Here is a 15,473-nt window from a genome sequence, read left to right on the forward strand (position 1 = left end):
CCTCTGCGGGTGCCGGGCGCCGCCCGGCCAGAGCCCATCCGCCGCTTCCGGTACAATGTCGGGCCCGTTTCCCAACTACGGTTCCCCGGACATGATGGTCCTCGAGGGCGCGCCCGCCCTGTCGCCGTTCCGCCGCGAACGTCTTGAATCCCGCCTGCAGTCCATCGCTCCCTCCCTGCGCATCAGCGGTGCCTGGCACGTCTACTTCGTGCAGGCCGAGGGCACTGCCGCCCCCGACGTCGATACCCTGTGCCGCATCCTGGAAGCCCGCCCGCAGTCCGAGGCGGTCGCTGACGGTGCGGTCAGCCGCATCGTGGTGCCGCGCCTGGGCACGCTGTCGCCGTGGTCGAGCAAGGCCACCGAACTGGTGCGCGGTGCTGGGCAGCCGGTCAGCCGGGTCGAACGTGGCCTGCGCATCGATGTGCAGGGCTGGCCGGCCGATGCCGCCACCCAGCAGGCGCTGGTCAAGGCGCTGCACGACCCGATGACGCAGTCGGTGCTGGAGAACGTCGAGCAGGGTCAGGCCCTGTTCTCGACTCCGGCCCGGGGCGAACTGGAGCGCGTGCCGGTGGACCAGCTGGAGGCCGCCAACCAGCGCCTCGGTCTGGCCATGGCGCAGGACGAGATCGATTACCTGCGCGAGCGCTTCAGCGCACTGGGTCGTTCGCCGTCGGACGTGGAACTGATGATGTTCGCGCAGGCCAACTCCGAGCACTGCCGCCACAAGATCTTCAATGCCAGCTGGACCATCGACGGCCAGGAGCAGGATCGCTCGCTGTTCCGGATGATCAAGAACACCCACCAGCAGACCCCGCAGCACACGCTCAGCGCGTACAGCGACAATGCCGCAGTGATCGAAGGGCATCCGGCGTCGCGCTATCGCCCAGACCCGGCCAGCGGCGAGTACCGCAGCGAGCCGAGCGTGCCCAGCGCGTTCCAGATCAAGGTGGAAACGCACAACCATCCGACCGCGATCGCTCCGTTCCCGGGCGCCTCGACCGGCGCCGGCGGCGAGATTCGCGACGAAGGCGCGACCGGTCGCGGTGGCAAGCCGAAGGCCGGCCTGAGCGGCTTCTCGGTCTCGCACCTGCGCATTCCCGAGCTGCCGCAGCCGTGGGAGGCGCCGCGCGCGCTGAACCCGCGCATGGCGCCGGCGCTCGAAATCATGACCGACGGCCCGCTGGGCGGCGCTGCATTCAACAACGAGTTCGGCCGCCCGGCCCTGCTCGGCTACTTCCGCAGCTTCGAGCTGCCCGAAGGCGCCGACCTGGTGCGTGCCTACGACAAGCCGATCATGCTGGCCGGTGGCCTCGGTGCGATCGACCGCGTGCAGGTCGACAAGATCCTGCTGCAGGATGGCGACGCCGTGATCGTGCTCGGCGGCCCGGCGATGCTGATCGGCCTCGGCGGCGGTGCCGCCAGTTCGGTGGCCTCCGGCGAAAGCGCCGAGGACCTGGACTTCGCCAGCGTGCAGCGCGACAACCCGGAAATGGAGCGCCGCTGCCAGGAGGTCATCGACCGCTGCGTGGCGATGGGTGCCGACAACCCGATCAAGTTCTTCCATGACGTCGGTGCCGGTGGCCTGTCCAATGCCATCCCCGAGCTGCTGCACGACTCCAAGGTCGGCGGCATCATCGATCTGGGCAAGGTACCGACCGACGACCCGTCGCTGTCGCCGATGCAGTTGTGGTGCAACGAGTCGCAGGAACGCTATGTGCTCGGTGTCGCGCAGGAGCGCCTGGCCGAGTTCGCCGCACTGTGTGCCCGCGAGCGCTGCCCGTTCGCCGCGGTCGGCGTGGCCACCGCCGAAGAACACCTGGTGGTGGCCTACGGTGCTGTTCCGGGCAACATTCCGGCCGATGCGCCGATCGACCTGCCGATGGACGTGCTGTTCGGCAAGCCGCCGAAGATGCACCGCGACACTGCGCACCCGCCGGCACCGCGCTGGCCGGCGCTGAAGACCGGCGGCCTGGACCTGCAGGAAGCCGGTCTGCGCGTGCTTTCGCACCCGACGGTGGCCTCGAAGAACTTCCTGGTCACCATCGGCGACCGCAGCGTTGGTGGCCTGACCGCGCGCGAGCAGATGGTCGGCCCGTGGCAGTTGCCGGTGGCCGACGTGGCGATCACCCTGGCCGACTTCAACGGCGTGGCCGGTGAAGCCATGGCGCTCGGCGAGCGCACCCCGCTGGCGCTGCTGGATGCCGCAGCGTCGGCACGCATGGCGGTGGGTGAAGCATTGACCAACCTGTGCGCTGCGCCGGTCGATGCGCTGGACGAGATCAAGCTGTCGGCGAACTGGATGGCCGCTGCCGGCCACCCGGGCGAAGATGCGCTGCTGTACGACGCGGTGAAGGCGGTGGGCATGGAATTGTGCCCGCAGCTGGACATCAGCATCCCGGTCGGCAAGGACTCGCTGTCGATGCAGGCGCAGTGGCACGACCAGGGTGAGGCGCACAAGAGCGTGTCGCCGGTGTCGCTGGTGATCACCGCGTTCGCGCCGGTCGCCGACGTGCGCCAGCAGTTGACCCCGCTGCTCGATCGCGAAGTCGAGAGCGAGCTGTGGCTGATCGGCCTCGGCGCCGGCAAGCAGCGCCTCGGTGGTTCGATCCTTGCCCAGGTGCATGCCGATCATGGCGACCTGCCGGCCTTCGCCGGCGCCGCGCCGGACCTGGATGACCCGCAGCGCCTGCGTGGCTTCTTCGAACTGATCCGCGATGCGCGCCAGTCCGGGTTGCTGCTTGCTTACCACGACCGCAGCGACGGTGGTGCCTTCGCCGCACTGTGCGAAATGGCCTTCACTTCGCGCCTGGGCCTGGACATCACCCTCGATGCCTGGGGCGATGATCCGTTCCGCAGCCTGTTCAACGAAGAACTGGGTGCAGTGGTGCAGATCGCGCGCGAAGACCGCGCTGCCTTCGCCGACCTGGTCGAGCGCCATGCCCTGACCGAATGCGCGCAGCGCATCGCCAAGCCGACCACCGCACCGGTGGTGCGCGTGTCGCTGGGCGGCGAGAACCTGGCTGAATGGCGCTGGGACGCGCTGTTCGATGCCTGGTGGTCGGTCACCCATGCCATGCAGAAGCGCCGTGACAACCCGGCCAACGCCGACGCCGAGCGCGAGATTGCCCGCGCCTTCACGGCGCCGGGCCTGAAGCCGAAGCTCAGCTTCGACCTCAACGAAGACGTGGCCGCTCCGTTCATCAGCACCGGTGCGCGTCCGCGCGTGGCCGTGCTGCGCGAGCAGGGCGTCAATGGTCAGATCGAAATGGCGAATATCTTCGAACGTGCAGGCTTCCGCGCGTTCGACGTGCACATGAGCGACCTCATCGAAGGCCGCGTGGCGCTGCAGGACTTCACCGGCCTGGTCGCCTGCGGTGGCTTCAGCTACGGCGACGTGCTGGGTGCCGGCCGTGGCTGGGCGACCTCGATCCTGGAGCGCAGCGCGCTGCGTGATGCCTTTGCTGCGTTCTTCGCCCGCGAGGACAGCTTCGCGCTGGGTGTGTGCAACGGCTGCCAGATGATGAGCCAGCTGAAGGGCATCATCCCCGGTGCCGAGCACTGGCCGCAGTTCCGTCGCAACGCCAGCGAGCAGTTCGAAGCCCGCACTGCACTGCTGGAGGTGGTGGAATCGCCGTCGATCCTGCTGCGTGGCATGGCCGGATCACGCCTGCAGGTGGCGGTGGCGCATGGTGAAGGCCAAGCGGTGTTCGACAACGCCGTCGACCAGGCCGCCGCGCGCGTCTCGCTGCGCTACATCGATGGCAATGGCAACGTCGCCAGCCAGTACCCGCTGAATCCGAACGGTTCGCCGGACGGTATCACCGGCCTGACCAGCACCGACGGCCGTGTCACCATCATGATGCCGCACCCGGAACGCACCCCGCGCGCGCACAACATGAGCTGGGCCCCGGCCGAGTGGCAGGGCGATTCGCCGTGGATGCGCATGTTCCGCAACGCGCGGGTGTGGTGCGGCTGATCGCACTGCATCGCGCAGGCCTCAATGCCAACGCGTATGGAAAAACCCGCCGTTGATCGGCGGGTTTTTCTTTGCGCGATTGAAACTCCAGTTGTGACCGCTAGTTACATGCATTTTCATGCGTCGAGGAATCGTCACGCATGCATAACAAAATCCTTTCATAAACAGGTGAAATAGTGATGTGCTTCACGGCAATAGGATTTGCCGTGTCAAAGTCTTGACGATCTGCAAAGTTGCCGTTAACACTTGAACCCCGTTTCAGAATCATTCATTTCGCAGTAACCGCTTGGCGCACGCGCTCGGTTTTCTGTCGCTGCGCGCCGTTCGGCAATACCCCGCAGTAAATCACGCGAATAAACGCCCCCAGGGGACGTTGGGCCGGAAAGCCCAGCGGTGGCGTTGCTTTGCCCAAAACCAGTCCAATCAGGAGCCGTACCGATGAATCGGATTTATCGCAAGGTCTGGAACAAAGCATTGGGTCAGTTGGTGGTGGCCTCGGAACTGGCCTCCTCCGGCAGCAGCGGCGGGGTCGTCGACCAGCGCCGCGATGCAACGCAGGCTGCGCCCGCACGGTTGGCGATGGCACTGGGCCTGGTATTGGGATTGGGCATGAGCGGTATCGCTGCGGCACAGTCGGTGCAGATCGGCGGCAGCGCCACCTGCGTCGCATTCAGCGGCAAGCTGCTCGAAAAGTGCCTGATCGAAGGCACGGCTGCGGCCAAGGGCAGCAACGCGGTGGCGATCGGCAGCAACAGCAGCGCCAGTGCCGCCAATAGCGTGGCGCTCGGCGCCGGCTCCAAGGCCACCCGTGCAAATACCGTGTCCGTCGGTGACACCGGCAAGGAACGGCAGATCACCAATGTCGCCGCAGGCAGCCAGGCCACCGATGCGGTGAACAAGGCGCAGCTCGATGCGCAGGCGCGTGCAACGCAGGCCGCGCTGGCCGACGTCGCCGCAGACGGTAACCGTTATTTCAAGGCCGACGGCGCTGGCGATGACAGCGACGCGGCGAAGATCGACGGGCAGGGCGCTCTGGCGGCCGGTGCCGGCGCACAGTCGCTGTCCAACGCCACCACGGCAGTCGGCACGCAGGCCATCGCCGCTGGCATCGGCGCGAGCGCCTTCGGCCAGGGCGCACTCGCGCTCGGCGATGCCAGCGTCGTGGTCGGGCAGAGCGCCGCGGCATTCGGTCTCGGCGACACCGCGGTTGGCGCAAGCGCTACCGCCGCCAGCGAAAACGGCGCGGCTACCGCACTCGGTGCACTGTCCGAAGCCACCGCTGATGGTGCGACGGCCGTCGGCGGCGGTGCCGTTGCGATGGGCCCGGGCAGCACCGCGCTCGGTCGCGGCGCTACCGCCGCCAACGAAGCGTCGATTGCAGTGGGTGCATTCAGCACCGCCGTCGGTGAATACAGCACGGCGCTGGGCTCGAACTCCGCTGCGGTGGCCACCGGCAGCGTGGCGCTCGGTGCCGGCTCGCTGGCCGACCGCGTTGATACCGTGTCCGTCGGTGCCGCCGAATACGGCCTGACCCGCCAGATCACCAGCGTGGCTGCCGGTACGGAAGATAACGATGCGGTCAACGTCGGCCAGTTGAAGGGCGTTGCCGCCGTGGCCGATGCCACCGCCAAGCGCTTCCAGGCCACCGGCAGCAGCAACAGTGATGCCGGTGCGCTGGCCGAGGGCGACGACGCACTGGCTGCAGGCGAGGCCGCCAACGCGATCGGCAACGGTGCTACTGCAGTTGGCGCTGGTGCTGGCGCCGTCGCGCAGAACGCGACCGCCGTCGGCAACAACGCGTTGGCCTCGGGCCAGAACAGTGCAGCGTTCGGCAACAACGCACAGGCCAACGGCCCGGGCAGTGTTGCCGTGGGTGGTGCTGCGGTGGACGCCAACGGCAACCCGCTGATCACCAGCGGTGGCGTACCGGTGGAAACCGGCGCCACCAGCGCCGGCGTCGGTGGCACTGCCGTCGGTGCCAGCGCTGAAGCCAGCGGTTTTGCCGCGTCGTCCTACGGCGTGGGTGCCTATGCTGCCGGCGCACAAGCGTCGGCGTTCGGTGCGGTGGCCAATGCCATCGGTGATTACTCCACCGCGTTGGGTACGCAGAGCAATGCCACCGGCACCAGCAGCGTCGCCATCGGCGGCCCGGCCGATCTGATTCCCGGCCTGGGCTTCTTCGTGCAGACCCAGGCCAGTGGCGAAGCCGCGACCGCCGTCGGCGCGGGCGCCATTGCCAGTGGCGATCGCGCGGTGGCCAACGGCAGCCTGAGCGAGGCCTCCGGTGCCGAAGCCACTGCCGTTGGCTACTTCGCCTATGCACCGGGCGAGAACGCCAGTGCCCTCGGCGCTCAGACCTGGGCCAGTGGCGCGCAGAGCACTGCCGTGGGCTACTACGCCACCGCACGCGGCGCCAACAGCGTCGCGCTCGGCGCGAATTCCGAAGCGGTGCGCGCCAACAGCGTGGCGGTGGGCAGTGCCGGCAACGAGCGGCAGATCACCAGCGTTGCCGCCGGCAGCGAAGCTACTGATGCGGTGAACAAGGCGCAGCTGGATGCCGTGGCCAGCACCGCCGACACCACCGCTCGTTTCTTCCAGGCGCAGCCGGAGGCGGGCAGTGACGCCGGCGCACTGGCTGATGGCGAGGGCGCCATCGCCGTCGGTTCCTCGAGCAATGCGATCGGTGCCGGCGCCGTTGCGCATGGCGCCGCCGCGTCGGCCATCGGCGATGACAGTGTGGCGGTAGGCCGCAACAGTGCTGCCACCGGCAATGGTGGCGTTGCCATCGGTGGCCTCGGCCAGGCCTATGATGAATTCAACCAGCCGATCATCGGTGCCGACGGCAAGGCACAACAGGTCGGCACCACCGCCGTTGCCGATGCCACCGCAGTCGGCAGCGGCGCACAGGCCACCGGGGCTGCCAGCAGCGCATTTGGCAATGCTGCCAAGGCCAGTGGTGACAACAGCTTCGCCGCAGGCGGCAAGTCACGCGCCACCGGCAGCTATGCGGTTGCAGTCGGCGACAGCGCGTTCGCCAGCAGCGATGACAGCACCGCCGTCGGTGGATACAGCTGGGCCACCGCCAGTGGCGCCGCGGCATTCGGTTCGGGTGCATGGGCGACTGCCACCAACGCGTCGGCGTTCGGCAACGCGGCCTGGGCCAGCGGCAGCGGCGCAACGTCCATCGGTTACAACAGCTGGGCCAACGGTGCCAGCTCCACCGCTGTCGGTCGCGGCGCCTTCGGCTATGGCGACAACAGCGTGGCGTTGGGCTTCCAGGCACTGGGCAACAGCATCAACAGCATCGCCATCGGCACCAATACGGTGGCCGGTGGTGAAAGTGCCATCGCGCTCGGTGCCGGCAGCAATGCCAGCGCCAGCAACACGGTCGCGCTGGGCGCCGGTTCGGTCGCCAATCGCGCGCGCACGGTGTCGGTGGGCAGCGCCGGCAACGAACGCCAGGTCACCAACGTCGCCGCCGGCACCCAGGCCACCGATGCGGTGAACAAGGCGCAGCTGGATGCGGTTGCGACCACGGCGACAACCACCAGCCGCTTCTTCCAGGCCAGCGGCAACGGCGATGACGTAGCCGGTGCGCTCGTGGACGGTGACAACGCACTGGCCGCCGGTGATGCGGCCAATGCCATCGGCAATGGCGCCACTGCGCTGGGCAGCGGCGCCAATGCGTTGGCCAACAATGCGCAGGCGGTGGGCTTCAATGCCCTTGCCAGCGCAGCCAATGCCAGCGCCGTCGGCGCCAACGCACAGGCCACCGGCGAGTACGCCACCGCGCACGGTGCGGAAAGCGAGGCCAGCGGCGAGCAGAGTGCAGCGTTCGGTGCGGCCAGCATCGCCAGCGGTGCCGGCAGTACCGCTACCGGCGTGCTGTCCGAAGCCTCTGGCGAAGAAGCCGTAGCTGTGGGTTACTTCAGCAATGCCAGCGGTGACGCGGCAACCGCCGTGGGTAGCGAAAGCGTGGCCAGCGGCACGGCGTCAGCGGCGTTCGGTATCGGTGCCGAAGCCACCGGTGGTTACAGCACCGCCATCGGTGGCTATGCACAGGCATCGGCGTTCAACGCCACCGCGTTCGGCAACTTCGCCAACGCCTCCGGCTCCAACAGCGTGGCAGTGGGTGGCGACTCGGAAGCGTCCGGCGCCTACAGCACTGCCACCGGCCAGGGCAGCCTGGCCACCGGCACCAACAGTGTCGCCGTCGGCGGCTCGCTGTTCGGCGTGCTGGCCACCGAGGCCTCGGGCAACTACTCCACTGCGGTGGGTGGTGGTGCCTGGTCGGGGGGCATCAACAGCACCGCACTGGGCAACGCCGCCGAATCGCGTGGTGCCAACAGCGTGGCGCTGGGTGCGGACTCGATTGCAGACCGGGACAACACCGTATCGGTGGGCGGCGGTGGCAACACCCGCCAGATCACCAACGTGGCCGACGGCACCCAGGGCAACGACGCGGTCAACAAGAACCAGCTCGATGCGGTGGCCGCTGCGGCGGAAAAGACCAGCAAGCAGTTCCAGGCCAGCGGCAATGCCGATGGCGAAACCGGGGCGCTGGTCGAGGGTGACAACGCGCTGGCCGCAGGTGACGCCGCCAATGCCATCGGCAACGGCGCCACCGCGCTCGGCAGTGGTGCCAACGCGCTCGCGGCCAACGCCACGGCGGTAGGCTTCGATGCGCTGGCCACCGGCAACAACGCGGCTGCTCTGGGCAGCACGGCACAGGCCACCGGCGAAGACAGCCTGGCGCTGGGCAGTGGTGCCAGTGCCAGTGAACTGGGCGCCAGTGCCACCGGCGCGCGTGCGCAGGCCAGTGGTGCGTACAGCACCGCCAGCGGCGCCGAAGCCAATGCCAGCGGCACCCAGGCACTGGCCAGCGGCTTCCGCAGCGCCGCGTCGGCCGATGGCACCACCGCCGTCGGCGGCTATGCCGAAGCCAGCGGTCGGCTCGGCACGGCACTGGGCTACGGTTCGGCGGCCAGTGGCGCCAACACCACGGCGGTCGGCTTCGGTGCCGCCGCCGCCGGTACCGGTGCCGTAGCGGTCGGTCAGTCCAGCGAAGCCAGTGGCGAAGAAAGCGTGGCGATCGGTGGCAGCACCTTCTTCGGCCTGATCCCGTCGCGTGCCAGTGGCACCGGTGCGGCAGCGTTCGGCGCAGGCGCCTGGGCCACCGAAGACTACGCCACGGCGATCGGCTGGAATTCGTGGGCGGCAGGCAGCAGTGCCACCGCACTGGGTGCCAACGCCACCGCCAATGGCAGCAACAGCGTCGCGCTGGGCGCCGGTTCCAAGGCTGACCGTGACAACACCGTGGCCGTCGGCAAGACCGGTGGCGAACGCCAGGTGACCCATGTCGCAGCCGGCAGCGAAGCCACCGATGCGGTGAACAAGGGTCAGCTGGATGCGGTGGCCAGTGTCGCCGACAAGACCAGCCGTCAGTTCCAGGCCAGCGGCAATGCCGATGGCGAGGCCGGTGCACTGGTGGATGGTGACAACGCACTGGCTGCCGGTAATGCGGCCAACGCCATCGGCAACGGCGCCACCGCACTGGGCAGCGGAGCCAACGCGATGGCGGCCAATGCCACCGCGGTGGGCTTCGATGCGCTGGCCACCGGCAACAATGCCGCTGCACTGGGCAACACGGCGCAGGCCAGCGGTGTCGACAGCGTCGCCCTCGGCAGTGGCGCCAGTGCCAGTGAGCTGGGTGCCAGCGCCACCGGTGCCGGCGCCCAGGCCAAGGGCGCCTACAGCACCGCCAGCGGTGCGCAGGCCACCGCCAGCGGCACGCAGTCGCAGGCCAATGGTTTCCGCGCCAGTGCTTCGGCTGACGGCGCGTCGGCCATCGGCAGCTACGCCGATGCCAGCGGCCGTCTTGGCACCGCCGTCGGTTATGGCAGCAAGGCCACCGGCGCCAATGCGACAGCGGTCGGTGTCAGCGCCAATGCCAGCGCTGCCAGCAGCGTCGCGCTGGGTGCTGGTTCGGTTGCCGACCGTGCCAACACCGTGTCGGTCGGCAGTGCCAGCAGCGATCGCCAGATCACCCGTGTCGCCGCCGGTACCGAGCGTACCGATGCGGTCAACCGTGGCCAGCTGGATGCCGTTGCCGCCACCGCAGACGGCACGGCGCGCTACGTCAAGGCCACCGGCAACGGCACGGCCAGCGCCAGCGGTACCGACGCCGCAGCCATCGGTTCGGCAGCCAGCGCCAGTGGTGCACGCAGCAACGCGCTGGGTGCCAATGCGCTGGCCATCGGCAACGGTGCATTGGCGCTGGGTACCAGTGCCGGTGCAACGGGTGCCAACTCGGTCGCGCTCGGCGCGGGTTCGCGAGCGCTCGATGCCAACGTGGTGTCGGTCGGTGGTGGCAACGGCACCGATGGTCCGGCCACGCGCCGCATCGTCAATGTGGCCGATGGCCGCATCGCCGCCGGCAGCACCGATGCGATCACCGGTTCGCAGCTCAACGTCACCAACCAGCGCGTGGGCGCAGTGGAAACCCGCGTCGGTGATTTCGATTCGCGCATCGCCACCGTTGAAACCACGGCGGCCAGCGCGGTGGGCTACGACGACGCCAGCCGTGATCGCCTGACCCTGTCCGGCTTCCAGGGCACCACCATCGACAACGTCGGTGCCGGCAGCATTGCGGCAGGCAGCCGCCAGGCGATCAACGGCGGCCAGTTGTTCCAGTCGCTCAGCGATGCCGCCAGCTTCCTCGGCGGTGGTGCCAGCGTCGGCATGCAGGGTGTGTTCGTGGCGCCGAACTATGTGATCCAGGGTGCTACCTACAGCAACGTCGGCGATGCACTGGGCGCACTCGACCGCAAGGTCAGCGAGATCGACCGCCGCAGCGCCGGTGGCACGCGTGCCGGTGCGTCCAGCCTGCGCGCGATGAGCGCCTCGCTGGATGACACTTCGTTGGCCAGCACCGCCGATGCGCCTGTGACGGCGGATGCGGCAGCGGCCAGCACCGCACGCGTGCAGGGCACGCCGACGGCCGCCGCAGCAGGTGCCGGCATTCCGGTCGGCACCCCGGCGAGCGGCCTCAATGCCGTCGCCATGGGGGATGGCGCCGTCGCCAGCGGTGCCTCGTCCACTGCCATCGGCCAGGGGGCGAATGCCAGTGCCGCCAATGCCGTGGCGCTGGGACAGGGCTCGGTCGCCGATCGGGCCAACACGGTGTCGGTGGGCAGCGAGGGCAACGAACGCCAGGTCACCAACGTGGCGGCCGGTACCACGGCTACCGATGCGGTCAACAAGGGCCAGCTTGATCGTGGCATGGCCACGGCCAACAGCTACACCGACAGCCGCGTCCAGGCTGTCACCGACAGCTTCGATGTGTTCAAGGGCGAGATCGACGGACGCCTGCGCCACATGGATCGCCGCATCGACCGCCAGGGCGCGATGAGCGCTGCAATGCTCAACATGGCCACCAGTGCTGCCGGTATCCGTACCCAGAACCGGGTCGGCGTCGGCATCGGTTTCCAGGGCGGCGAATCGGCGTTGTCGCTGGGCTACCAGCGTGCGATCAGCGATCGCGCCACGGTCACCTTCGGCGGTGCCTTCAGCAGTGACGACAGCTCGGTCGGCGTCGGTGCCGGTTTCGGCTGGTAAGCCATTCCATCGCGCCGGCGGCCACCCACGCCGGCGCAGCACCTGCAGTGAGGGCCTGGGGGGAGGTCACGGCAATCCCGGCTGGGCCGGCCGGGAGTCGTCAAGGAATGATGGCCGCAGTGTTGGTTCGAACCATGACCCAGAAGAGGAATTTCGACGTGATCAAGAAGCAGAACCTTCGCATCAATGTGCTTGCCGCCGCCGTGCTGTCGATGACGGCCGTCGGTGCCGTCCACGCCGCCGGCCTGCCGACCCGTGAGCCGGTGCGCCAGGCCAGCACCGCCCAACCGGGTGCTGAGCGCATCATCGTCAAGTACCGGGCCGGCGCTGCTGCCGCCACCGACCGCTCGGCGAAGCTGTCCACCGTGCAGTCGGCGCTGACCCGGGCCAGCCTGTCCGGCGGTACCTCACGTGCCAGTACCCTTGGCCCGCAGGTGGTACGCAAGCTCGCTACCGGTGCGGACCTGATCCGCGTGCAGGGCCGCCTGGCCCCGGCCGAACTGCAGCGCGTGCTGAAGGAACTGAAGGCCGACCCGTCGGTGCAGTACGCCGAAGCCGACGTGAAGCTGCGCCGCACCGAACTGCGTGCCGGCAACGTGCAGCCGGCGCTGGTGCCGAACGATCCCTTCTACCAGCAGAACCAGTGGCACCTGCACAACGCCGTCGGTGGCATCAACGCACCGGCGGCGTGGGATGTCTCGCAGGGCGAGGGCATCGTGGTGGCGGTGATCGATACCGGCATCCTGCCGCAGCATCCGGACCTGGTCGGCAACCTGCTGGAGGGTTACGACTTCATCAGCGATGCGGAGACCTCGCGGCGCCCGACCAACGATCGCGTGCCGGGTGCGCAGGATTACGGTGATTGGGTCGAGAACGACAACGAGTGCTATGACGGCTCGCTGGCCGAGGACAGTTCCTGGCACGGCACGCACGTTGCTGGCACCGTGGCCGAGCAGACCAACAACGGCGTCGGCATGGCCGGTGTCGCCTACAAGGCCAAGGTGCTGCCGGTGCGCGTGCTGGGCAAGTGTGGCGGCTACCTGTCCGACATCGCCGATGCGGTGGTCTGGGCATCGGGTGGCACGGTGACCGGCATCCCGGCCAACACCAATCCGGCCGAGATCATCAACATGAGCCTGGGCGGCGGTGGCGCCTGTGCCAGCACCTACCAGGACGCCATCAACGGCGCCATCTCGCGCGGTACCACGGTGGTGGTGGCCGCCGGCAATGAAACCGACAACGCGTCCAAGTACCAGCCGGCCAGCTGCGAAGGCGTGGTGACCGTGGGTGCCACCCGCATCACCGGCGGCATCACCTACTACTCCAACTACGGTACCCGCGTGGATCTTTCCGGCCCGGGCGGTGGCGGCAGCGTCGATGGCAATCCCGGTGGCTACATCTGGCAGACCGGCTCCAATGCGGCGACCACGCCGGAATCGGGCACGCCGGGCTACATGGGCATGGGCGGTACCTCGATGGCCTCGCCGCATGTGGCAGCCGTTGCCGCACTGGTGCAGAGCGCGCTGATCGCCAAGGGCAAGGATCCGCTGACCCCGGCGGCGATGCGGACCCTGCTGAAGGAAACCGCGCGTCCGTTCCCGGTCGCCATTCCGGCGGCCACCCCGATCGGTACCGGCATCCTCGATGCCAAGGCCGCGCTGGCCAAGGCACTGGAAGAACCATGCACCGAGAACTGCGGGCCGGTGGCCACGCCACTGACCAACAAGGCGGCCATAGGTGGCCTGTCAGGTGCAGCCGGCAGCAGCAGGCTCTACAGCTTCGAAGCGGCTGCCGGCAAGCAGTTCAGCGTGATCACCTACGGTGGCACCGGCAACGTTTCGGTCTACGTGGCTGAAGGCCGTGAGCCCAGTGCCAGCGACAATGATGCCAAGTCGACCCGTCCGGGCACCTCCGAGACAGTGCGGGTGACCAAGCCGGTGGCGGCCACCTACTACATCAAGGTGGTGGGTGAAGCGGCCTACAGCGGGGTGAGCATTCTCGCCACGCAGTAAGCTTGAACTGTCGTAGTTGAATGGCCGAAGCCCGTCATCCCATGTGACGGGCTTCGTCTTTTTACGAAAGGTGGCGCAGGGGCGGCGGAAATCATGGCTTAACTGCTAAAGTCGAACCGATTGACAGGAGAGTCATGTGAACGCGCTTGCTGCAACCGCCGCCGACACCGCCGAAGGTCGCATCCTGGATGCGTTGCTGGCGCGTGGCCGGCTGAAGGAAGGCGACCTGGCACGGGCGCGGCCGCTGCACGCCGAAGCCGGTGGCAGCCTGCTCGGCCTGCTGGTGCGGCTGGGGCTGGTCTCCGAACGTGACCAGGCGCAGGCCAGCGCCGAGGTGCTGGGGCTGCCGCTGCTGGAAGGCAAGCAGCTGCCCGAGGCGCCGCCACAGGGGCTGGCCGAGGGCCTGCCGCTGTCGCTGCGCTTCCTCAAGCAGTTCCATGTGTGCCCGTTGGCGCTTGATGAACAGGGCGTGCGGCTGTGGCTGGCCGATGCCCACGATCCCTATCCGCAGCAGGCCGTGCAGCTGGCATTGGGCGTACCGGTGACGCCAGTGCTGGGCATGCGCGCCGAGATCGATGATCTGGTCGAGCGCTGGTTCGGCCAGGGCCGTAGTGCGATGGGCGCGATTGTCGAGACCGCCGATGGCGAGGGCGGTGCGGTGGATGACATCGAGCACCTGCGCGACCTTGCCTCGGAAGCGCCGGTGATCCGCCTGGTCAACCTGGTGATACAGCGCGCGGTGGAGCTGCGCGCCTCGGACATCCATGTCGAACCGTTCGAAAGCCGGTTGAAGGTCCGTTACCGCGTCGATGGCGTGCTGGTGGAGGGCGAAAGCCCGCCGGCCAACCTCACCGCGGCGGTGATCAGTCGCATCAAGATCATGGCCCGGCTCAACATCGCCGAGCGCCGCCTGCCGCAGGATGGCCGCATCATGCTGCGCGTGCAGGGCAAGGAACTGGACCTGCGCGTCAGTACCGTGCCGACCGCGCACGGCGAAAGCGTGGTGATGCGCCTGCTCGACCGCGAAACGGTGGTGTTCGATTTCCACCGCCTCGGCTTCACCGACGCCTTCCTGCCGCAGTTCCGCAAGGTGCTGGAACAGCCGCACGGCATCCTGCTGGTGACCGGCCCGACCGGTTCGGGCAAGACCACCACGCTCTATACCGCGCTGAGCCAGCTGAACACTGCCGACGTCAAGATCATCACGGTCGAAGACCCGGTCGAGTACCAGATCGAGGGTATCAACCAGATCCAGGCCAAGCCGCAGATCGGGCTGGACTTCGCCAATGCCCTGCGCAGCATCGTGCGCCAGGACCCGGACATCATCATGATCGGCGAAATGCGCGACCTGGAAACCGCGCGCATCGCGATCCAGTCGGCGCTGACCGGCCACCTGGTGCTGTCCACCCTGCATACCAACAATGCGGCCGGCGGCATCACCCGCCTGCTCGACATGGGCGTGGAAGACTATCTGCTCACCTCCACCATCAACGGCATCCTCGCCCAGCGCCTGGTGCGCCGGCTGGAACCGACCCACGCCGAACGCTACGAAGCCTCGCCGGAGGAGATCGAACGCTTCGAACTGCGCCGCCTGCAGCCGCAGGGGCCGATCCACCTGTACCGCCCGAAGCCCTCGGCGCTGGCACCGACCGGCTACCTGGGACGTACCACCATCATGGAATTCCTGGTGATGAACGACGCGCTGCGGCGTGCGGTGATGCGCCGTGATGGCATGGGCGAGATCGAGCGCATCGCCCGCGAGGCCGGCATGCGCACCATGTACGAGGATGGCCTGTCCAAGGCGCTGAGCGGGCAGACGACCATCGAGGAAGTGCTGCGCGTGACCGAGGAAAGCTGATGCGCGCAGG

4 protein-coding genes are annotated in these 15,473 nt (G+C 68.3%); all 4 read left to right on the top strand.

Going from position 1 to position 15,473, the window contains the following annotated elements; genetic code table 11:
- The first annotated feature begins 91 nt into the window (after positions 1–91).
- The 4 genes from purL to gspE all read left to right on the top strand — a co-directional run bounded on the left by purL (position 92) and on the right by gspE (position 15,463).
- Entirely contained in the window at positions 92–3,976 is a 3,885-nt protein-coding gene (gene purL, locus DI041_RS11325) for a phosphoribosylformylglycinamidine synthase (RefSeq protein ID WP_136638606.1), read from the top strand.
- Positions 3,977–4,414: 438 nt separating this feature from the next.
- Positions 4,415–11,593, top strand: coding sequence for an ESPR-type extended signal peptide-containing protein (locus DI041_RS11330; RefSeq protein WP_136638605.1), 7,179 nt, complete (start codon positions 4,415–4,417; stop codon positions 11,591–11,593).
- A gap of 158 nt (positions 11,594–11,751) precedes the next feature.
- Entirely contained in the window at positions 11,752–13,605 is a 1,854-nt protein-coding gene (locus tag DI041_RS11335; RefSeq protein WP_136638630.1) for a S8 family peptidase, read from the top strand.
- Between the two features lie 136 nt (positions 13,606–13,741).
- Positions 13,742–15,463, top strand: a complete 1,722-nt coding sequence (gene gspE / locus DI041_RS11340; RefSeq protein ID WP_136638604.1) for a type II secretion system ATPase GspE — start codon at positions 13,742–13,744, stop codon at positions 15,461–15,463.
- Positions 15,464–15,473: the final 10 nt, after the last annotated feature.

Origin of the sequence: Stenotrophomonas maltophilia, from assembly GCF_004920835.1 — a bacterium.
In the GTDB taxonomy this organism is placed as follows: domain Bacteria; phylum Pseudomonadota; class Gammaproteobacteria; order Xanthomonadales; family Xanthomonadaceae; genus Stenotrophomonas; species Stenotrophomonas maltophilia_AQ.